The organism is Microbacterium sp. 71-36, from assembly GCF_001898305.1.
Lineage (GTDB): Bacteria > Actinomycetota > Actinomycetes > Actinomycetales > Microbacteriaceae > Microbacterium.
Genome location: NZ_MKTP01000006.1, coordinates 141958 through 162926, shown reverse-complemented (window position 1 = coordinate 162926; position 20969 = coordinate 141958). Strand labels below are relative to the sequence as shown.

The 20969-nt window shown below is 70.1% G+C and carries 17 protein-coding genes; 10 read left to right on the top strand and 7 right to left on the bottom strand.

Going from position 1 to position 20969, the window contains the following annotated elements:
* Nucleotides 1-422: 422 nt before the first annotated feature.
* Nucleotides 423-713, bottom strand: a complete 291-nt coding sequence (locus BGO45_RS14870; RefSeq protein WP_292695598.1) for a hypothetical protein — start codon at nucleotides 711-713, stop codon at nucleotides 423-425.
* Between the two features lie 202 nt (nucleotides 714-915).
* Here BGO45_RS14870 and BGO45_RS14865 point away from each other — a divergent pair, with 202 nt between their 5' ends.
* The 5 genes from BGO45_RS14865 (at nucleotide 916) to BGO45_RS14845 (ending at nucleotide 8229) form a co-directional block, all read left to right on the top strand.
* Nucleotides 916-1533, top strand: a complete 618-nt coding sequence (locus BGO45_RS14865; RefSeq protein ID WP_292695596.1) for an SLATT domain-containing protein — start codon at nucleotides 916-918, stop codon at nucleotides 1531-1533.
* Nucleotides 1530-2843 (top strand): hypothetical protein, encoded by a 1314-nt coding sequence (locus BGO45_RS14860; RefSeq protein WP_292695593.1) that lies wholly within the window; start codon nucleotides 1530-1532, stop codon nucleotides 2841-2843. Before BGO45_RS14865 ends, BGO45_RS14860 begins: the two co-directional genes overlap by 4 nt.
* A gap of 409 nt (nucleotides 2844-3252) precedes the next feature.
* Nucleotides 3253-4590, top strand: coding sequence for an MFS transporter (locus BGO45_RS14855; RefSeq protein WP_292695606.1), 1338 nt, complete (start codon nucleotides 3253-3255; stop codon nucleotides 4588-4590).
* An 8-nt stretch (nucleotides 4591-4598) separates the two neighbouring features.
* Entirely contained in the window at nucleotides 4599-6662 is a 2064-nt protein-coding gene (locus tag BGO45_RS14850) for a molybdopterin oxidoreductase family protein (protein ID WP_292695590.1), read from the top strand.
* On the top strand, nucleotides 6655-8229 hold the full coding sequence (locus BGO45_RS14845) for an FAD-dependent oxidoreductase (RefSeq protein ID WP_292695588.1): 1575 nt from the start codon (nucleotides 6655-6657) through the stop codon (nucleotides 8227-8229). Before BGO45_RS14850 ends, BGO45_RS14845 begins: the two co-directional genes overlap by 8 nt.
* Before the next feature lie 31 nt (nucleotides 8230-8260).
* Here BGO45_RS14845 and BGO45_RS14840 read toward each other — a convergent pair whose 3' ends face one another.
* From BGO45_RS14840 to nirB, 5 genes are read right to left on the bottom strand one after another with little or no spacing between them, the layout of a single operon-like run.
* Nucleotides 8261-8947: a sirohydrochlorin chelatase gene (locus BGO45_RS14840; protein ID WP_292695585.1), complete on the bottom strand. Its 687-nt coding sequence runs from the start codon at nucleotides 8945-8947 to the stop codon at nucleotides 8261-8263.
* Nucleotides 8944-10083 (bottom strand): uroporphyrinogen-III synthase, encoded by a 1140-nt coding sequence (locus BGO45_RS14835; RefSeq protein WP_292695583.1) that lies wholly within the window; start codon nucleotides 10081-10083, stop codon nucleotides 8944-8946. The genes BGO45_RS14840 and BGO45_RS14835 overlap by 4 nt, the downstream gene beginning before the upstream one ends.
* Nucleotides 10080-11312: a uroporphyrinogen-III C-methyltransferase gene (gene cobA, locus BGO45_RS14830; protein ID WP_292695580.1), complete on the bottom strand. Its 1233-nt coding sequence runs from the start codon at nucleotides 11310-11312 to the stop codon at nucleotides 10080-10082. Before cobA ends, BGO45_RS14835 begins: the two co-directional genes overlap by 4 nt.
* Nucleotides 11309-11695 (bottom strand): nitrite reductase small subunit NirD, encoded by a 387-nt coding sequence (gene nirD / locus BGO45_RS14825; protein WP_292695603.1) that lies wholly within the window; start codon nucleotides 11693-11695, stop codon nucleotides 11309-11311. Before nirD ends, cobA begins: the two co-directional genes overlap by 4 nt.
* A gap of 2 nt (nucleotides 11696-11697) precedes the next feature.
* Complete coding sequence (nirB, locus tag BGO45_RS14820; RefSeq protein ID WP_292695578.1) at nucleotides 11698-14280, bottom strand: nitrite reductase large subunit NirB; 2583 nt, start codon at nucleotides 14278-14280, stop codon at nucleotides 11698-11700.
* Nucleotides 14281-14577: 297 nt separating this feature from the next.
* Between nirB and BGO45_RS14815 the strand changes: the two genes are divergently transcribed.
* From BGO45_RS14815 to BGO45_RS14800, 4 genes are all read left to right on the top strand, one after another.
* The gene (locus BGO45_RS14815) at nucleotides 14578-15246 is read left to right on the top strand and encodes a TetR/AcrR family transcriptional regulator (protein ID WP_292695576.1); all 669 of its coding nucleotides are present in this window, start codon (nucleotides 14578-14580) and stop codon (nucleotides 15244-15246) included.
* Between the two features lie 143 nt (nucleotides 15247-15389).
* Complete coding sequence (locus tag BGO45_RS14810) at nucleotides 15390-16631, top strand: acyl-CoA dehydrogenase family protein (protein ID WP_292695573.1); 1242 nt, start codon at nucleotides 15390-15392, stop codon at nucleotides 16629-16631.
* 90 nt (nucleotides 16632-16721) lie between these two features.
* Nucleotides 16722-17900, top strand: a complete 1179-nt coding sequence (locus tag BGO45_RS14805; protein ID WP_292695570.1) for an AI-2E family transporter — start codon at nucleotides 16722-16724, stop codon at nucleotides 17898-17900.
* Between the two features lie 4 nt (nucleotides 17901-17904).
* Nucleotides 17905-18948, top strand: a complete 1044-nt coding sequence (locus tag BGO45_RS14800; protein WP_292695567.1) for an ATP-dependent DNA ligase — start codon at nucleotides 17905-17907, stop codon at nucleotides 18946-18948.
* A gap of 111 nt (nucleotides 18949-19059) precedes the next feature.
* On the opposite strand, the gene ligD is transcribed toward BGO45_RS14800, so the two are convergent.
* Entirely contained in the window at nucleotides 19060-20085 is a 1026-nt protein-coding gene (ligD, locus tag BGO45_RS14795; protein WP_292695564.1) for a non-homologous end-joining DNA ligase, read from the bottom strand.
* A gap of 216 nt (nucleotides 20086-20301) precedes the next feature.
* Between ligD and BGO45_RS14790 the strand changes: the two genes are divergently transcribed.
* On the top strand, nucleotides 20302-20928 hold the full coding sequence (locus BGO45_RS14790; RefSeq protein WP_292695561.1) for a DUF1684 domain-containing protein: 627 nt from the start codon (nucleotides 20302-20304) through the stop codon (nucleotides 20926-20928).
* Nucleotides 20929-20969 lie beyond the last annotated feature (41 nt).

The window sequence follows — 20969 nt, the reverse complement described above, 5'->3', positions numbered from 1 at the left end:
TCGCAGTCGGGAACAGCGGCCCGATCACAGCCCACGCGTCATCAGAGATCACATCACGCGACACACCCTCAAGACTCACCCACGCAGCACTCAAGGGTTTAGCAACACGCCCTAGCTTCCCCCAGCCCTGGAATGCCAGCACTTGCGGAAGCCTCTCCTTGCAATCGCTGAGTGAGCGTTGACGTGATCTCTCGAACGCGTTCGTCAGTCTCAGCCCAAAACTTGCCCTCAAACTCGTCCAGATACGAGAGCGCAAGCTTCTTTCCGGGGTTTCTGATGAGCTTTTCGCGCAGCGTCTGCAGGACCGTAACTTTTGAATCCGCCGAATCGACGCGATATCGGTGTCGTATCACCTCTACGATCAGAACATGCCGCCATAGCGCCTTCCAGAAGGACTGCATGTCGACATCAAGAGCCTGCAGTTACTGAACAACGTCCAGGTTCGTGATATATGGCAGAGAAAGATCCTCAGGAACAATCCGAATGACCTTTGAGGGGTGTTCATCGCTCAGCATCTTAAAGGCAGCAGATTTACCGGATCCGGTCCGCCCCACAACAAAACAACGCGTGTCCTCGCGACTACTCATCGCCTCGTACTGCGAAGACGCGTAAAACGACTCCTCCAGAAGCGGGTCAGCCTCTGCCTGATCTCCGCCGATGTTGAATCCGAAACCCAGCCTTGCCTTCTTGGCCATCGCGCCCCCCGTGCTCACCAGCGTAGCGAAGGCCGCTGGCTCGCGCACCGGCGGTGGCTGACGAACGAGATGCGTCGCGGAATCGGTCCCCTCGATGCCGCGTGAGGCAACTCGCTCACTCGTGAACTGGACACCGGATTTAGGGCTCCTGCAGCCCCTACGTGGGGTGGAGTACCCACTGCTTCGTCGGCATGTCGGAGGTGGCCGCCATACTCTCCTCATGACAGACGAGCCCACGAAGACGCCGCTTCGCCTGGCGTCAGGACGCGACGATCTTCTGCTTGCCCAGGTCCGCGAAGCCTTCGGCCGCGTCGTATACAGCCACAAGATTCATGAGAAGCAGGCGGACCAGTACTTCATGCTGCATCGATGGCAGCAAGGAATCCTGATCACGCTCACGGCGCTCAGCACTACGACCTTCCTCGCGTCCCTGGCGGGGTTGGTACTGAACCCGCAGGTGGCCAGCGTGATCGTCTCCTTCGTTGCGCTGCTGGTGACGGGTGTGAGCCTGGCAACGAAAACCTTCACCTTCGCGGAGGACGCCGGCTCGCATCGCGATGTCGCCGCGCAGCTATGGGACGTGCGCGAGTCGTACCTTTCCTTGATCACGGATCTCATGGACGGTCAACTCTCGTCGAATGAGGCGAGGGAACAACGCGACCACCTTCAAGAGACCACCCGCGCGACGTACGCCGGCGCTCCTCGCACCGGCGACAAGGCGTTCATTAAAGCGCAAGCCGGATTGAAGAGGAACGAAGAGATGACGTTCACTGTCGAGGAGATTGATCTCTTCCTCCCCGCCCAGTTGCGGCTAGGAACAAAGGAAAATTCCGCATGAAAACCTCAGAACTTTTTGACGAGTTACTGCAAAATCTTAAGGTGGGCGGGAAGAACGTGACCGTCGCGGCTCGTCGCGATGAGATCGCGAAGGCGCTCAATAAGGAGTTTCGCGGCAAAGACGGCGCGACCAACAACCGACTGATGGTGGGTTCGTACGGACGGCACACCGCCGTGCACGCCGTATCCGACCTGGACATGATCTTCATAGTGCCTAACTCTCTGCGAGAAACCTACGCGGACGAGAACGGGCCGCGACGAATGTTGAACCGGGTGCGAGATGCCCTGATTGCGCGGTATCCCACAACGGAGGTGCGCGTCGACCAGTGCGTGGTGAGGGTGCAGTTCACCAGCAACGCATTCAAGTTCGAGGTACAGCCTGCTTTCGAGAACGATGACTTCACCTTCGATTACCCGGACACTGTCGCGAAGGCGTGGAAGTGCACCAAGCCTCGCGATGAGATCACCGCGACAAAGGAGTGCAACGACCGCACCCACAAGAACATGCGCCACCTCGCGCGAATGGTGCGGGCGTGGAAGAACCACAACGGCGCTCCGATGGGTGGACTGCTGATCGACACTCTGGTTCACCGATTTTTCTCGACGACCACTGTCTACGACGCGGCTACAACCGACACCTTCGACGAGATGGCTCGAGACTTTTTCGAGTTCCTGAAGGATGAGCCAGAGAAGGACTTCTACCTTGCCCTGGGTAGCCACCAGCGGGTTAAGGTAAAAGGGAAGTTCCAGTCGAAAGCTAAGAAGGCGCACAGCCGCTGCGTCGAAGCCATTGATGCCGGCGAGACCACCGCAGCTGCGAAGAAGTGGCGCGAGGTTTTCGGCAAGGCCGCACCATTGACCGTGACTAAGTCTCTCGCTGGAGCCGGCTCCGCCGCGCTGACTTTCAGCACGGAGGAATTTATTGAGGACGTCTATCCCGTCGACATCTCTGCCACCGTCTTCATCGACTGCGAAGTGACGCAGAACGGGTGGCGGCCGAGGCGATTGCTCGACTTGCTCGCGTCTCGTCAGCCGCTATTAGCGAGCAAGGACCTGCGGTTCTTCCTGACATCGTGTGACGTGCCGGAGCCGTACGAGCTGAAGTGGAAGGTTCTCAACAGAGGCCCCGAGGCGGTTCGCCGCGACTGCGTTCGCGGGCAGATCATTGACTCGTCCAGGCCAGGTGAGCGACGGGAGCATACGAGCTTCCGTGGAGACCATGTCGTCGAGTGCTTCGTACTGAAGGACGGCATTGTCGTAGCTCGCGACCGCATTGACGTTCCCATCGCGACGACAGAGCCAGGCAATTAGCTGAGCGTGTCCGGCGCCGGGTCCAACACCTAGGAGACGAGTAAGTCGGTCGATTGATCCGCCGATCGATCGATTCATTCGCAGTGTTCGGAGATCAGACTCAGCGAGCGGTGAAGCCGGTGATCGGCTGTATGCCGGTCCCGCACTCATCGGATGCCTGTCGCCTGTGTAGCCATCAGGGACACATGTAACGCGCACGTAAACTCCCCCTCTCCCCCACCCCCTCCCGCGGTGAGCACATCGTTACCCCGCCGCCCCACCCGGCGCGGTCGGGGGTAACGCCTCCTTCCTACGCTGACGGCACGCCTCGTCAATGCGGGGCGCTGCACCTCCCCCATCGCTGACCGGAGGATCCCCAGTGACCGTCACCGACCCGCGCCCCGAAACCGCCACACCGCCCCCGGCCGCGATCCAAACCGAAGAGCTCGTCCACCGCCCCGGCCGCTGGATCGACAACTGGAACCCCGAGAACTCCACGCAGTGGAACACCGTGGGCAAGGCCATCGCCGGCCGCAACCTGCGGTGGTCGATCTTCGCCGAGTTCCTCGGGTTCGTCGTGTGGCAACTGTGGTCGGTCGTGGTGGTGTCGCTGCCGGCGGCTGGCTTCCAGCTGTCGACGGGTGAGATCTTCTGGCTCATCTCGATGCCGAGCCTCGTCGGGGCGACCCTGCGGATCCCCTACACGTTCATGGTTCCGCGCTTCGGCGGCCGTAACTGGACGATCGTGTCGGCCGGCCTTCTCCTCATCCCGACGATCGGGCTGGCCATCGCCGTCAGCAACCCGGCAACGCCCTTCGGCGTGCTCCTCGTCATCGCCGCTCTGGCCGGCTTCGGCGGCGGCAACTTCGCCAGCTCGATGTCGAACATCACGTTCTTCTACCCTGCGGCGCAGAAGGGCTACGCGCTCGGACTCAACGCCGCCGGCGGCAACCTCGGAGCCTCGGTTGCGCAGTTCGTCGTCCCGATCGTCATCACCGTCGGCGCCGCCGCGACCCTGAATCTGCCGCTCGCGGGTCTGATCTGGGTTCCGCTGATCCTCGTCGCCATGATCGGCGCGTACTTCCGCATGGACAACCTCTCGGCCGCGAAGGCCGACATCGCGGCATCCCTCGCCGCTCTGAAAGAGCCGCACCTGTGGATCCTGTCGGTCCTCTACATCGGCACGTTCGGCTCGTTCATCGGCTTCGCGGGCGTCTTCCCGAAGCTGCTCGCCGACACGTTCCCCGACTTCAAGGGATTCACGATCGGCACGGCCACCGTGACCCTCGCGTTCCTCGGCGCGCTCGTCGGCTCGCTCGCCCGCCCCTACGGCGGCAAGCTCGCCGACCGCTTCGGCGGCACCCACATCACCATCGGCGCCTTCACGGCGATGGGGCTCGGCATCCTGAGCGTGGTCCTCACCCTGCCGCTGCAGAACTTCGCGATCTTCCTGCTCTGCTTCCTCGTGCTCTTCGCGGCGGCGGGCATCGGCAACGGCTCGACCTACCGGATGATCCCGACGATCTTCGCCCTGCGCGCGAAGGACGGCGTCGGCGCGCAGCGCAAGGCCGCCGCGGCCCTCGGACTCATCTCGGCGATCGGTGCATACGGCGGATTCTTCATCCCGCAGCTGCTCGGCCTGTCGAAGACGTCGTTCGGCTCGTACGTCCCCGCCCTCACCTGGTTCATCGGCGCGTACGTCGTCTTCCTCGCGATCACGGCCGGCGTCTACCTGACGATGTCGAAGAAGACCGGCACCCGCATCTGATGCACACCATGAGCTCCGCCGACACCCACTGCCCCTACTGCGCGCTGCAGTGCGCGATGACCGTCCTCCACGACAGCGAGACGGCGGTCACCGGCCGCGACTTCCCCACCAACCGGGGAGGGCTCTGCGCCAAGGGCTGGACGTCGGCGGAGCTCCTGGCATCCCCCCACCGACTCCGGATGCCACTGATGCGGCGCCCCGACGGAACCCTCGCCGAAGTCACGTGGGACGAGGCCCTGGATGCCGTGGCCGCGGCGTTCCGCGAGACGCGAGCGAACCACGGACCCGACGCGAACGCCATCTTCGGGGGCGGCGGTCTGACGAACGAGAAGGCCTACCAGCTCGGCAAGTTCGCCCGGGTCGCTCTCGGCACCTCGCGCATCGACTACAACGGCCGTTTCTGCATGTCGTCGGCGGCAGCGGCATCCCACCGGGCGTTCGGAATGGACCGCGGCCTGCCCTTCCCAGTGACCGATCTCGACGACGCCCGCACGATCCTGCTGCTCGGCTCGAACGTCGCGGCGACCATGCCGCCGTTTCTCGCACACCTCGCCGGGGCGCGCGCGAACGGCGGCCTCATCGTCGTCGACCCGCGACGGTCGGCCACCGCGCGCCTGACCGAAGACGGCGCCGGCCTCCACCTGCAACCCGCGCCGGGAACCGACCTGCCCCTCCTCCTCGGCCTCACGCACATCGCGATCGCCGAGGGGCTCGCCGACCGCGCGTACATCGACGAGCGCACGACGGGCTTCGACGCCGTCCGCCTCAGCGTCGCCGCGTGGTGGCCCGAGCGGACGTCGGCGACGACGGGCGTTCCGGTGGCGCTTCTGCGGCAGACCGCGCGGCGCCTCGCCGAAGGCGGCGCGTACATCCTCAGCGGCCGCGGCGTCGAGCAGCACGTCGACGGCACCGCCACGGCGACCGCCGCGATCAACCTCGCGCTCGTCCTCGGGCTCGTCGGTCGCGAGGGCTCGGGCTACGGCACCCTCACCGGGCAGGGCAACGGCCAGGGCGGGCGCGAGCACGGGCAGAAGGCCGACCAGCTCCCCGGCTACCGCTCGATCCGCGACCCGGACGCCCGCCGGCACGTCGCAGGTGTCTGGGGCATCGCCCCGGACGAGATCCCGGATGCCGGCATCCCGGCCACCGCCCTCCTCGGCGAACTCGGCGGGCCGGTGAAGACGCTGCTCGTCGCGGGATCGAACGTCATCGTCTCCGCTCCCGACGTCGAAGCCGTACGCGCCGGGCTCGAGGCCCTCGACACGCTCATCGTGTGCGACTTCTTCCTCTCCGAGACCGCCGCGCTGGCCCACATCGTGCTGCCGGTCCTGCAGTGGGCCGAGGAGGAGGGGACGATGACCTCCCTCGAGGGCCGCGTGCTCCGCCGCCGTCGCGCACTACCCGGGCCCGACGGCGCCCGCAGCGAGCTGTGGATCCTCGCCGAGCTCGCGCGGCGCCTGGGCGCGGCATCCACGTGGCCGACCGAACCGGCCGAGGTGTTCTACGAACTCGCCCGCGCGTCCGAGGGCGGGATCGCCGACTATTCGGGCCTGTCGCACGCGCTGCTCGACACCGGCGTCGAGGCGTACTGGCCGTTCCGCTCGGCGAGCACCCCGCGTCCGTTCACGGAACGCTTCGCCCACGCCGACGGCCGCGCGCGCCTCATCCCGGTGGATGCCACTCCCCCGACGCCCACCGACGGCGGCGGCGAACTGACCCTCGTCACCGGCCGCTACCTGCAGCAGTACCAGTCCGGCACGCAGACGCGTCGGGTCGCCGAGCTCAACGCCGCCCGCCCCGAGGCACGGCTCGAGATCCATCCCGCGACGGCGGCGGGGCTCGGCATCCGGGAAGGCGATCTCGTGGCGGTGTCGAACGCGCGCGGCACCGTGCGGGCGCGGGCGAGCGTGACGGCCGACATCCGGCACGACACCGTCTTCCTGCCGTTCCACTACGCCGGTGACGAGTGCGCCAACCGGCTCACCGAGGCGATCGTCGACCCCACGTCGGCGATGCCGGAGTTCAAACGCACGCGCGTGCGGCTGTCGCGCGAGGGAGAAGCTCATGCCTGAACGTGTGGTGCTGGTCGGCTACGGCCCCGTGGGCGCACGGCTGGTCGAGGGACTGCTCCCCGCGGTCCGCGACGGACGCATCGACCTCACCGTCGTCGGTGCCGAGACGCACGACGTCTACAACCGCGTCTTGCTCGCCGAATATGCCGTTCGGCGCATGGACCGCGACGGCCTCGACATGGGAGATCGCCGCGTGGCCGAGGAGGCCGGCGTGCGGTTCCATCTCGGCAGCGCGGTGGTCGGGATCGACCGCCACCTCCGGACGGTGCGCCTGCACGACGGCATCCGGATGCCCTACGACCGACTCGTGCTCGCCACCGGCGCCCGGGCGAACGTGCCCACGCTCGCCGGCATGGAACGCGCGCGTCGCGACCGGACCGCGCGCGCCGCGACGCCGGACTCGCTCGATCTCGGTACCGCTCCGCTTCCGCGCGGGGTCGTGGCTCTCCGTGACCTCGCCGACGCCGAACACGTCCGCACCGCGGTGGCGGAGGGACGGCGGATCGTCGTGCTCGGTGCGGGCGTGCTCGGGATGGAGCTCGCCCTCGCCGCCGCGGAAGCCGGTGCCAAGGTGATCGTGGCCTACCATTCCGCCGCCCCGATGAACCGGACCCTCGACGAGAACGGCGGACGGGTGCTGGCGGCCGCCGCCACCGCCGCGGGGGTCACGATGGTGCACCACGCGCGCGCCGAGAGCATCGTGCACCGCTACGACGATCACGGGCAGGCGTGGTTCGACGGGCTCGCCTGCGCCGACGGCCGGGTGCTCGCGGGCGACCTGCTCGTATTGTCGTGCGGCATCGGCGCGCGCACCGAGCTCGCCTTCCACTCCGGTCTCGCGACGTCGACCGGCATCCTCGTCGACGGCTCCTCGCGGTCGTGGACCGATGAGCGGGTCTTCGCGATCGGCGACTGCGCGCACAGCGCCGACCCCGCCGATGCCGACGCCCACGGCCGCGTGCCGGGGGGACCCAGCGGACTCGTGGGTCCGGGCTGGCGGCAGGCCGACCGGCTCGCGGCGCTGCTGTCGACGAGCGAGCCCACGGCCCCCGGCTCGCCCGAACGCCCCGCGGTGGTCATGCTCAAGGCCGAGGGCGTCGACGTCGTGGCCGGCGGAGACGTCGACGCCGACCCCTTCGCGCCCCCACACGCCCCCGGATGCCACGGTCCCCAGGTCACGATCTGGGCCGACCCCGCGCGCGGCGCCTACGTCAAGCTCGTCACCGTCGACGGCGTCCTGACCGGATTCATCGCCGTCGGGATGCCGCGGACCGGCGCCGAGCTCACCCTGCTGTTCGAACGCGGGTCGGAGTTGCCCGCCGACCGCTCGTCGCTGCTGCGGCTGGACGCTCCGGACGTGGGGATGCCCTCGGCCGGAGACCCCTTCGCGGCGGATGCCACGGTGTGCTGGTGCAACGGCGTGAGCGCCGGCGCGATCCGCGAGGCGGCCGCGGCCGGAGAGCCGACGATCGCCTGCGTCAAGGCATCCACCCGCGCCGGAACCGGCTGCGGCGGATGCGTGGGACGCATCACCGAGCTGCTGGCCCGCGAGACCGTCCCGGCGTGAGCGCCCATCCCGGACGGGCGGAGCCGGCCGGTCAGGACGGGTCGCCGCCGCGTGCCTCGCGCCACCGCTCCCACACCACGGCGGCCACGCGCGGGTCCGCGCCGATCGGGGCCGAGGTCAGATCGGCATCCGCGTTCTCGATGACGCGCGAGAAGTGTCCGGGCGCGAGCACGTAGCTCGCCGCGACCGTCCGATGTCCCTCAGCCCGCGCCGACGCCACGGCGTCGGGGATCCGCGGCTCGGAGGCCGCCGCGTAGGCCGCGACGACGGGGCCGTGCACCCCGGCATCCGCCATCATCGCCGCCATGCCCTCGACATCGACCACCGCACCGGGGCGGGTGGAACCGGCGGCCGCGAGGATCACGGTGTCGTCAGGCCCGGCTCCGGAAGCACGCACGCGGTCGGCGAGGATCTCGGCGAGCAGCCGGTGCGGGCCGAGGGGCGCGGCCACGGGAAGACCGTCCGCCGCCTCCCGCAGGTCGACCTCGGTGTGGTAGCCGGTCGACAGCAGCAAGGGCACGATCACGATGTCGCACGTCCGATCACGGGCAGACGCGACCACGTCGGCGACGAAGGGTCCGTGCACGTCGACGTAGGCCTCGAGCACCTCGACGTCGTCGGGCGCGGTGGCGCGCAGGATGTCGAGCAGCTCACGAATGACGACGCGCCCCTCTTCGAACCGCGTCCCGTGGGCGCACGCGATGAGCACAGCGCTCACGATTCCTCCTCGTCGATCACATCGAGCCGGTACCCGCGCTTGTATACCGTGCGGATGAGATCGGTGCCGTCCAACGCCTCCCGCGTCCGGGCCACCGCGACCTCCACCGCGTGGGCGGAGGCCCCCGCGTTCGTCAGCACGGCGACCAGGTCTTCTCGTGAGACGACGGCCCCGGGCTGGATCGCCAGGGCACGCAGCAGCTCCACCCCCGTGCGCGGCAGCGCGGTGAACGTTCCGTCGAGCAGGATCCCCGACGAGCGGATGCCGAGTCGACCGGCCGTGGTCGGGATGAGCGGGGCGTCGGGACCGCCGTAGTACGTCACGACAGCCCGCACCAACGCGCCGAGACGACCGCGGTCGGGGATGAGCGGGGGGATGCCCGCCTCGATCAGGGGGCCCGCGGTGATGGGACCGACCGCCGCGACGAGCACCTGCCCGCGTGCGACACGGGAGGCCACCCCCTCGAGCGCGTCGGCGCGTTCGGCCGCGAGGATCCACTCCCGGGCCGCGGGCGCGGAGGTGAACAGCACGGCGTCGATCTCACCGCGCGCGACCTGCTGCGTCGAGGCCGCGACGACCTCGGGGTCGGGCGGCGGACCCCACCGGTAGATCGTCAAGCTCGTCACCCGCGCCCCGGCGGCGTCGAACGCCTCGTCGAGGCCGTCGGCTCCCGAGCCGTGGTGCTGGACGGCGACGTGCAGCCCCTCGACGCCCTCGGCGACGAGGAAGTCACGCAGCTCGGCCGACGTCTCGCTCTCGGCCACCCAGTCGGCTTCGAACCCCGCCTGCTGAATCGCCCCGCGCGCCTTGGGGCCGCGGGCGACGATGCGGGCGGCGTCGAGCACCGGCGCGAGGGCATCGTGGAGGCCCGCCTCATCGGCCGTCTCCATCCAGGCGCGGAACCCCACGCCCGTCGTGGCGACGACGACATCGGGCGGGTCGTCGACCAGCGCCCGGGTCTGAGCGATGAGCTCTTCGTCGTCGACGTGGGGCACGATCGTCAACGCCGGGGCCACGCGGACACGCGCGCCGTGTCGTTCGAGCGCGGCGGACAGCTCCCCCGACCTCCGGTCGACGGGAAGCAGCACGGTGCACCCCTGGAGCACCGTGCTGATCGTCCGCGCGGGTGTCGTCACCCGACCCCCTCGCCCCGGGCGACGGCCACGGGCAGGAGCAGATCGGGGCGGGCGACCTCGCCGAAGACCAGGACCGCGGGATTGGCGAGGCGGTGGGTCTCGGCATCCTGGATCGCCGTTCCCAGCGTCGTGCGGATCGTGCGCTGCTCGGGCGTGTGCCCGTTCTCGACGAAGGCGACGGGACGGTCCTCGGGAGCTCCCGCAGCACGGGCTGCCGCGACGAAATGCGGCAGAGCACTCACCCCCATCAGGGCGACGACGGTGGCGGAGTCGTCACGCAGGGCCGCGAGGGTGGCGGCGCTCGGCGACTCCTGACCATTCACAACGTGAAGGGTACCGGCCACGCCCCGGTGGGTGACGGGCACGCCCGCAGCCGAGGGCACCGCGATCGCGCTCGAGATGCCGGGCACGACCTCCACCGGGATGCCGGCCGCCCGACAGGCGATGACCTCTTCGCCGCCCCGCCCGTAGACGAACGGGTCGCCGCCCTTGAGGCGCACGACTCGCAGGCCCCGAGCCGCGCGCTCGACGAGGATCGCGTTGATCTCGTCCTGCGGGACGGGGTGGTGCTGCGGGCGCTTGCCCACGTCGATCAGCTCCACGTCGTCGCCGAGCTCGGCGAGCACACCGGTGGGTCCGAGCCGGTCGTGCACGACGACGTCGGCCTCGGCGAGCAGCGCGCGAGCGCGGACGGTCATCAGGTCGACCGGGCCAGGGCCGCCGCCGACGAGCGCCACGCTCCCCACGAGCGGGCGACGTCGGCGGCGGAGCGGAAGGGCGCCTTCGGCGAGGCGCTGGGCGATGGCGTCGCGGACGGCGACGGTGCGGCGCGGGTCGGCGCCCGCGGTCGAGACGACCCCGACCATGACGTCACCGCTCGTCGTCTCGGCGGCGAGACGCGCGGTGCCCTTGCCCCCGTGCCCCGCGTTCACGCACCACACACGGCGCGCTTCGGCCGCGGCGACGACGAACGCATCGACGGATGCCGAGCCGGTGGCCGTGTGGCAGAACCAGGCGTCGTCGAGGTCTTCGGGCACGAAGGCGCGGTGGCGCCACTCGACGTCGCCCGCCGCGGCGAGCGCCGCGAGCCCCGCGGTGGCCACCGGAGCGACGAGACGGACGCGGGCACCGGCCGCGCGGAGCCGCGCGATGCGGCGCTCGGCGACGGAGCCGCCGCCGACGCACACGACGAGCCGGTCGGTGAGGTCGAGTCCTGCGAGAGCGATCATCGGGGGTCTCCTTGGATGCGGACGAACACGACGCCGTCGGTCACGGCGACCGGGTGCACCCGGACGCTGAGCGGCTCCTTGCCCTGCGTGTCGAGGCACACGCCGGTGCGCAGGTCGAAGATCTGCTTGTACATCGGGGACGCCACGGTGGGCACTCCCGCGCGATCGCCGACGATCCCCCGCGAGAGGACGGCCGCGCCGCTGAACGGGTCGATCTGGTCGGTGGCGAAGATGCGGCCGTCGAAGGTGCGGAACAGCGCGATCTGGGTGCCGTCGATGAGGGCGGCAACCCCGCGCTCGATGAGCAGATCGTCGACGCGGCACACGCGGGTCCACCCGTCGGTGGTCGTGATCTCGCGCCCGGGGGTCGTGGCATCCAGGATCGTCACGAGCGCACCGCCAGGGTCGTGCCGCCGATGAAGACCGCGCCCGACGACCGCTCCTCGGCGGTGGCGGGGCGGGCCTGGCCGCGCTCGGCGACATAGGCGAGCGAGGGGTCGGCGACCTCGGGGGCGTTGACGAAGCTCTGGAAGCGCCGGAGCTTCTCGGGGTCGGCGAGGGTCGCGGCCCATTCGTCTTCGTACGCGTCGATATGGGATGCCATCGCCCGGTCGAGATCCTCGGCGATGCCGAGCGCGTCGTCGAACACGACACCGTGGAGTGCCTCGAGACCGCCCTCGTACTCCTCGACCCACGGGGCCGTGCGCTGCAGCCGGTCGGCGGTGCGGATGTAGAACATGAGGAAGCGGTCGATCGCCCGGAGCAGCCCGTCGTCGTCGAGTCCCTCGGCAAACAGCACCGCGTGGCGCGGGGTGAAGCCGCCGTTGCCGCCGACGTAGAGGTTCCAGCCGGCCTCGGTCGCGATGACCCCGATGTCTTTGCCGCGGGCCTCGGCGCACTCGCGCGCGCAGCCGGAGACCCCGAACTTGAGCTTGTGCGGCGAGCGCAGCCCGCGGTAGCGCAACTCGAGCTGCACGGCCATGCCCACCGAGTCCTGCACGCCGTAGCGGCACCAGGTCGAGCCGACGCACGACTTCACGGTGCGCAGCGACTTGCCGTACGCGTGACCCGACTCGAAGCCGGCGTCGACCAGGCGCTTCCAGATCTCGGGCAGCTGATCGAGACGGGCGCCGAACAGGTCGATGCGCTGGCCGCCGGTGATCTTCGTGTACAGCCCGAAGTCGCGCGCGACCTCGCCGATCACGACGAGCCCCTCGGGCGTGATCTCGCCACCCGGGATGCGCGGCACGACGCTGTAGCTGCCGTCGCGCTGGATGTTCGCCATGACGTGGTCGTTGGTGTCCTGCATCGTGGCGAGCTCGCCCGAGAGCAAGTGCTCCGAGTAGAGGCTCGCGAGGATGCTCGCGAGCGCCGGCTTGCAGATGTCGCACCCGCGCCCGGTGCCGAAGCGCTCGACGATCGAGGTGAAGGTCGTCAGCCCCGAGACGCGCACGGCGTCGAAGAGCTGCGCGCGGGTGAACGAGAAGTGCTCGCACAGCCCGTTCGAGACTTCCTTTCCGGATGCCGCGAGCTCGGTCGCGACGAGCTTCTTCACCAGCGTGAAGCACGAACCGCACGCCGCCCCGGCCTTCGTGCAGGCCTTGACCTCGGCGGCATCCGCGCAGTCGTGCTCGGTCACGGCATCCCGCACCGTTCCCGCGGTCACGCCGTTGCACGAGCAGACGATGGCATCTGCCGGCAGGTCTCCCTGCGGGGCGGGGGCCAGACCCTCGGGCAGAAGATACGCGGCCGGGTCGCCGCCCAGCGCGCGGCCGACGAGCGGACGCAGCGCCGTATAGGCCGAGGCGTCGCCGACCAGGATGCCGCCGAGCAGGGTCTGCGCGTCGTCGCTCAGCACGAGCTTCTTGTAGACGCCCGAGACGGGATCGGCGTAGGTGACGTCGAGGGCGTTCGGCGTCGCGGCGAACGCGTCGCCGAAGCTCGCGACCTCGACGCCCGACAGCTTGAGCTTGGCGGAGGTGTCGAAGCCGGGGAAGGCCGCCTCTCCGCCGAGCAGGCGCGTCGCGGCGACCTCAGCCATCGCGTAGCCCGGGGCCACCAGACCGATGCACTGGCCGTCGAAGCTCGCGACCTCGCCGATCGCGAGGATCGCCGGGTCGGAGGTGTCGCAGCCCGCGTCGATCACGACGCCCCCGCGGGCGTCGACGGCGAGGCCGGCGGTGCGGGCGAGCTCGTCGCGGGGGCGCACCCCCACGGTGAAGACGACGATGTCGACCGGCTCCCAGCTGCCGTCCCGCAACTCGAGTCCGCACACGGCCCCGGACCGGTCGGCATCCACCCGGGTCGTCACCGAGGACGTGCGGACGCCGATGCCCCGCGCTCGGATCAGACGCTCCAGAGCCTTGGCCCCGCCGAGGTCGAGCTGCGCCGACATCAGACGCTCGTTCGACTGGAGCACGAAGGGGGCGACCCCCTCGGCCTGCAGGGCTCCCGCGGCCTCGAGGCCGAGCAGCCCGCCACCCACCACGGCTCCGCGCAGGGGCCGACCGAGCTGCGCGCTCCGGCGGGCCACCCACGCGCGGATCCCGGCGACGTCGTCCAGGGTGCGATAGACGAAACAGCCCTGGTGATCGAAGCCGTCCAGCGCCAGACGGGCGGCGAACGAACCGGTGGCCAGGACCAGGCGGTCGTAGCGATGAGTCTCGCCACCGGCGGTGGTCACCTCGCGCTGCGCCCGGTCGATCCTCACGACGCGCGCACCGGTGCGCACGTCCACCCGCTCGTGGGAGAGGACGCGGGCGTCGAGTGTCAGGTCTTCGACGGTCTTGCCGCCGAAGTACCCCGTGAGACCCACGCGGTCATACGGCTCGTACCCCTCGTCGCCGAGCACCGTGACCGACCAGCGCCCCTCGGTGTCGCGGGCGGTCAGGCTCTCCACGAAGCGGTGCGCGACCATTCCCGCACCGACCACGATGACCGAACCGGATGACGAGTTCGAAGTGACCATGCCTCGACGGTAGACAGGTGAGGTTTCGCCGACCTCTTCGTCCGCGTTACCTCCCGCGAACGTTTGTCTCACGGCGGCACCGGGCCCGTGTGAGCTTTCCCCGCCGAACATCGATCGCGCGCGCCGCGACCGGCAACGGTCAGCCACGGCCGGCCAGGCGTGCCGGGCTCCGGCCCCATCCGGCTGCCGCTCCCGGTGAGGCACCGTCCAGACCGAAACCCGCGGGAAGCCTCCGGAGCCCGGCACACCGCACTGAGCACCGACCCTGCACCCCGCCACGGCCGTAGGCTTCCCCCCATGACCGACGCCCCCGCCCCTCCCGGCCGCACCGCCGTGGTCGCCGCCGCGATCGCGCTCTTCGCCGAGCGCGGCTACGACCAGACCTCGGTCGAGCAGATCGCGCAGGCCGCCGGGGTGTCGCGGTCGACGTTCTTCCGGCAGTTCGGGGGCAAGGAAGACGTCGTGTTCGCCGACCACGAGGTGCTCCTCGACGAGACGCGCACGTTCCTCTCGCAGCCCCACGCCGACCCGTGGGCCGCGGTGTGCGACGCGTCGATGCGTGTGTTCCGGCACTTCGCCGCCGACCCCGAACTCGCCCGCCGCCGCTACGCGATCGTGCGGCAGGTCCCGGTGCTGCGCGACCGCGAGATCGTGACGGTGTTCCGGTACGAGCGCCTCTTCGACGAGTACCTCCGCGAAGCGCTTCCCGGGCTCGACCCCCTGGATGCCGTCGGCTTCGCGGCCCTCGTCACCGCCGTGCACAACCACGTGCTGCGCCGCCTGATGCGGGGCGCGCGGGTGCCGGCATCCACTCTCCGCCGCGCTCTGGACGACGTGCTCCGCCGGTACGGGGTGCACCCCGATGGCTCCGATGCCGCGGACGACGACCTCATCGTCGCGGCATTCCCCCGCCGCATGCCCGCCGCCGAAGTCACCCGGCGCCTGCGCGCGAGCCTGCCGCACTAGCAGGGTCCGCCGCGCCCTGTTGAGTATCCAAGACACGCCGTTGCACGACGCGCCGATCCGGCGTGTCTTGGACACTCGAGCCCGGGAGGCCGCACCCCAACCCACACATGACACCCAGTACCACGATGCGCGATACTGAGTACATGAGCACCGACGCCCAGCCCCGCACGCTCCCCGGCGAGCGCATCGCCTCGTACGACCTCCTCGGTCGCCGCGACACCGACTACTACGCGGTGTTCGTCGACATCCCCGACGCCGACCGCGCCGCGTGGGACCGCGCCAAGACCTTCGTCGACGAGGTCGGCACGCGCATGCAGGCCGAATGGGATGCCGCGACCTACCCGATCGAGCTGCTCCGACGGATGGGCGAGCTCGAGCTCTTCACGGACGGCATCGAGCACCCCGACCTTCCCGCATCCTCGCCCCTCGCGGCCGGCCTGGTGAACATGGAGGTGTCGCGCGGCGACGGGTCGCTCGCCACCGCCCTCGCCGTGCAGGGCGGTCTGGCGCTGCGGACGCTGGCGATGTTCGGCTCCCCGGAGCAGCAGGCGCGCTGGCTGCAGCCGCTCGCCGACGGAACGGTGCTCGGCGCCTTCGCGCTCACCGAGCCCGATCACGGCTCCGACTCCGTCTCGCTCGAGACCACGGCGACGCGCACCGACGACGGCTGGTCGCTCAGCGGGACGAAGAAGTGGATCGGCAACGGCGCCTCCGGCGGCATCACGTTCGTCTGGGCCCGCGTGGATGCCGAGGGCGACGACGACCACGACAAGGTCCGCTGCTTCCTCGTCGAGCAGGACACCCCGGGTTACACGGGCACCGTGATCACGGGCAAGGTGTCGCTCCGTGGCATCCACCAGGCCCACATCGCGCTCGACGACGTGCGCCTCCCCGCGGATGCCGTGCTCCCGGGCACCCACACCTTCAAGGACGCGTCGGCCGTGTTGTACGCCACGCGCTCGGGCGTGGCATGGTCCGCGCTCGGCCACGCGACCGCGTGCTACGAAGCCGCGCGGACATATGCCACCGAGCGCATGCAGTTCGGCAAGCCCCTCGCGAAGTTCCAGATGGTGCAGGAACGCCTCGCGCAGATGCTCGACGAGCTCACCGCGATGCAGCTGTTCTGCCGCCGGCTGGCCGACCTCGAGACCTCCGGCGGACTCCGCCCCACGCAGGCCTCGCTCGCGAAGTACCACAACACCCGCGCAGCGCGCCGGGTCGCGGCGATCGCGCGCGACCTGCTCGGCGGCAACGGCATCCTCCTCGAGAACGGCGTCATGCAGCACATGGCCGACATCGAGGCGATCCACACGTACGAGGGGACCGAGAGCGTGCAGGCGCTGCTGCTCGGGCGCGACATCACCGGGATGAGCGCGTTCGCCTGATCCCGGATGCCACGGCCCCGGCGCCTAATCCGCGCCGGGGTCGCGCGCAACCGGCGCACCCCTGTCGGTGGCGTTCGCTACGTTCTCAGCATGGGCCTGTTCTCTCGCCATCCTGCCGCTCGTGACGTCGCGACCACCGTCGCCCAGGCGGTGCAGGCGCCACCGCGCAGTCTCTGGGCCGACGGGTTCGGGCGGCTGGCCGTCCGCGCGGTGCAGATCATCGTCGTCGTGCTCCTCGTCGCCGGCCTCATCTGGGGCATCCAGCAGCTCACGCTGGTGATCATTCCGCTGGTCCTCGCGCTCATCTTCGCGTCGGCGTTCGGGCCCGTCACCATGTGGATGCGACGCAAGGGCGTCCCGGCGGTGCTCGCGACCCTGCTGACCCTGCTCGCGGTGGTCGTGGTCCTCGGCGCCCTGGGGTGGCTGGTCGTCAGCGCCGTCATCGACCAGTGGGGCAAGCTCGGCTCGCAGGCCACCGCCGGTTTCCAGCAGGCACAGGACTGGTACCACACGCTGCCGTTCGCGATCTCGCAGGATCAGGTCGACCAGGCGGTGAAGGCGGTCGGCGACTTCGTCACCAGCGCGCAGTTCGGCACCGGCGCCCTCGCCGGTGTCAGCGCGGTCGCGTCGTTCGTGACCGGGTTCGTCCTGATGGTCGTCATCCTGTTCTTCTTCCTGAAGGACGGTCCGCGCATGTGGGAGTTCGTCCTGCGCCCCTTCCGCGGCAGCGACTACGACCGCGCGCGTCGCATCGGCGACAAGACGGTCACCGTGCTCGGGTCGTACATGCGCGGCACCGCGTCCGTGGCCGCCGTCGACGCGATCGGCATCTACATCGGTCTGCTGATCCTGCAGGTGCCGCTCGCGCTGCCGCTGGCCGTACTCGTGTTCCTGCTGGCGTTCATCCCGATCGTCGGGGCCGTGACCGCCGGCATCCTCGCCGCGCTCGTCGCGCTCGTGACCAACGGGTGGGTCGTCGCGCTCATCGTCGTCGGCGTCGTCGTGCTCGTGAACCAGCTCGAGGGGAACTTCCTGCAGCCCGTGCTGATGGGCCGCACCATGAAGCTGCACTCGTTCGTCGTCCTGGTCGTCCTCGCCGGCGGAACCGCGATCGGCGGCATCCTCGGCACGTTGCTCGCGGTGCCCCTCACCGCGGTCGCCTGGGGCATCATCACGGTCTGGAACGGCCCCGACCAGCCCGCCGAATGGGCGCGCCGCAAGAAGCGCCGCAACCCGGTGCCCCTGGCCGGGGACGAGAGCGAAGGCTGACCCCGTGCCGTACGACATCCCCGCCCCGATGCTGGCGAAGGCCGTTCCCACCGTGCCCGAGCCGGACAAGGTCGCGGGCGGGCTGTCGTACGAACCGAAGTGGGACGGATTCCGCGCGCTCGTGTCGTGGGACGGCACCGACCTCGAGATCGGCAGCCGCGGCGCGAAACCGTTGACCCGCTACTTCCCCGAGCTCGTCGACGCGTTCTCGCGCCTGCTGCCCGAGCCGTGCCTCCTCGACGGCGAGGTCGTCGTCGCCCGGGGCGAGCCCGGGGCGCAGCGGCTCGACTGGGAGGCGCTGTCGCAGCGCATCCATCCCGCCGCTTCGCGCGTGAAGCTGCTGTCGGAGGAGACTCCGGCGATGTTCATCGCGTTCGACCTGCTGGCACGCGGCGACCGCGACCTGCAGGACGCACCGTTCGCCGAGCGCCGCGCACAGCTGGTCGACCTCCTCGGCGCGGTGCCGCACCCCGTGCACGTCACGCGCACCACCGACGATCCCGAGCTCGCACGCCGGTGGCTTGCCGAGTTCGAGGGCGCCGGTCTCGACGGCGTCGTCGCGAAGCCGCTGGCTCAGCCGTACGCGCCGAACAAGCGCACGATGTTCAAGATCAAGCACGCCCGCACCGCAGACGTTGTCGCGCTGGGCTATCGCATCCACAAGTCGGGGCAGGGCGTGGGGTCGCTCCTCGTCGGACTGCACGACGGGGCCGGGCGGTTGCACGGCGTCGGCGGGGTATCGGCCTGGACCGACAAGCGGCGTCTCGAACTCATCGACGAACTCGCGCCGCTCGTCGAGCGGGATGCCGACGGGGAAGCGGTCGTCGGCGAGACCGATCGCTCGCGGTTCTCGGCATCCAAGGACGTGTCGTTCGTGCGGCTGCGGCCCGAACGCGTGCTCGAGGTGCGCTACGACCAGCTCGAGGGCATGCGGTTCCGCCACACCGTCCAGTTCGAGCGGTGGCGGCCCGACCGTGACGCGACGTCGTGCACGTTCGAGCAGCTCGAGACCGTGGGCGCGTACGACCTCGGCGACGTGCTGGACTGAGTTTCGGGGCTCGCTGTCCCAGAACAGGATGTTCGCCGAGGACAGGACGATTCGGGCCGAGATCGTCCTGTTCTCGCACGATCCCCTGTTCTCGGCGCACCGCGGCCCCGCCTAGTCCATCGGCGTCTTGGCGCGCGACGGCTGCACGCGCGGCGGCTCCCCCGGCATCTTGGGGAACTCCGGGGGGAACGGCAGCTCGCCGAGCCCGGCGTCGAGGTCGCGCTGCCACCACTCGAGCAGCGTGTCGACGCGGCCGGGGGCGGCACCGAAGTCCTTCCACGGATCGCCGACGGATGCCAGCCGCTCCGGCACCGAACGGACCGTGAAGGCCGTGGGGTCCACGGCATCCACCTCGTCCCAGGTCACCGGCGTCGAGACCGTCGCGGCCGGGAGCGCCCGCGGTGAATAGGCGCCGGCCATCGTCCGGTCGCGGTTGGCCTGGTTGAAGTCGACGAAGATCCGCGCGCCGCGCTCTTCCTTCCACCAGTGGGTGGTCACGGCATCCGGCATCCGTCTCTCCAGCTCCCGCGCCGCGGCGATGACCGCGTGCCGGACGTCGAGGAACTCGTGAGTCGGCTCGATCGGGCAGAACACATGCAAGCCCCGATTGCCGCTCGTCTTCGCCCACGCTTCGAGACCCGCCTCCCGCAGCACCGTCCGCAGCTCGTGCGCGGCGACGACCGCCTCGGCGAACCCCGTTCCGGGCTGGGGGTCGAGATCGATGCGGAGCTCGACGGGGTGGTCGGGATCACTCGCGAGCGACGCCCACGGATGGAACACGATCGTGTTCATCTGCGCGGCCCACACCGCCGTCGCGATCTCGGTGAGGACGAGCTGCGGATGCCGCCGTCCGCTGTTGTACGTCACGGTCACGGCCTCGACGAACGACGGCGCACCCTTCGGCGGGTTCTTCGAGAAGAAGCTCTCGCCGCCGACGCCGTCGGGGAACCGCTCCAGCGACACGGGGCGGTCGCCGTTCGCGGCGAGGAAGGGCTCGGCGACGGCGACGAAGTACTCGGCCAACTCTCGCTTGGTGATCCCGAGTTCCGGCCATACGACGCGGTCGGGGTTGGAGACGCCGATCTCCCGATCGCCGTCGGGACCGGGCACGGTGAGCGTGACGCGAGGGGATGCCATGTGCTCGACGCTAACCGTCGAGGCGTGCCGTGTCTGCCCCGTATCGCGCCCGTGAGTTCCCCTTGCGCTGCGGGAGGTGCCTGAATGTGTCGCGCCCGCCGGGGCGATGCGACACACCGCGACAACTCACGCACAGGGTTCGGGGCCGGCAGAGGGCGAGGCGACGCCCTGTCCAGCCCGGCCCGCGGCATCCCGCGCACGCCTACGCTCGACCCCATGACCTCACGCGCCGCACGCACCGCCCTCGACGTCGCCGACTGGCGTCGCCGCGTCTTCGCTCTCTACGCGGCCATCCGCGAAGCGGACGACCCCGAAGACGCCCACGAGCTGTGGCGCATCGAGCGAGACGCGCTGTTCGCCGAGCACCCCGCCACTCCCCTGCTGCCCGAGCAGCGCCGGGGGTTCGAGGGACTTCCGATCGCACCGTACGACGCAGCATGGCGTTTCGAGGTGACGCTGCTCGACGCCGACGAGGCGTCGTTCGTCGCGACGACCGGTACCGACGGCGACGTCGGCTTCGAGCGGATCGGCCGCGTCGAGTTGCCCGACACGGGGTCGCTCGACGTCTGGCGTCTGACCTCGTACGGCGGTGGGTTGTTCGTCCCCGTGCGCGACGCGTCGGCAGGCCGCCCCGGCGGAACGTACGGCGGGGGCCGCTACCTGCTCGACACGATCAAGGGCGCCGATCTCGGCGCGGGCTCCGCGCCGGACACCCTCGTGATCGACTTCAACTTCGCCTACAACCCGTCCTGCGCGTACGACCCGGCGTGGGCGTGCCCGCTGGCACCGGTCGGCAACGTGCTGCCGGTGACGGTCCCCGTCGGCGAACTGTACGGGGTCTGAATCGGCTTCCGCCCCGCCGTCGTGTGCCGGGCTCCGGAGAA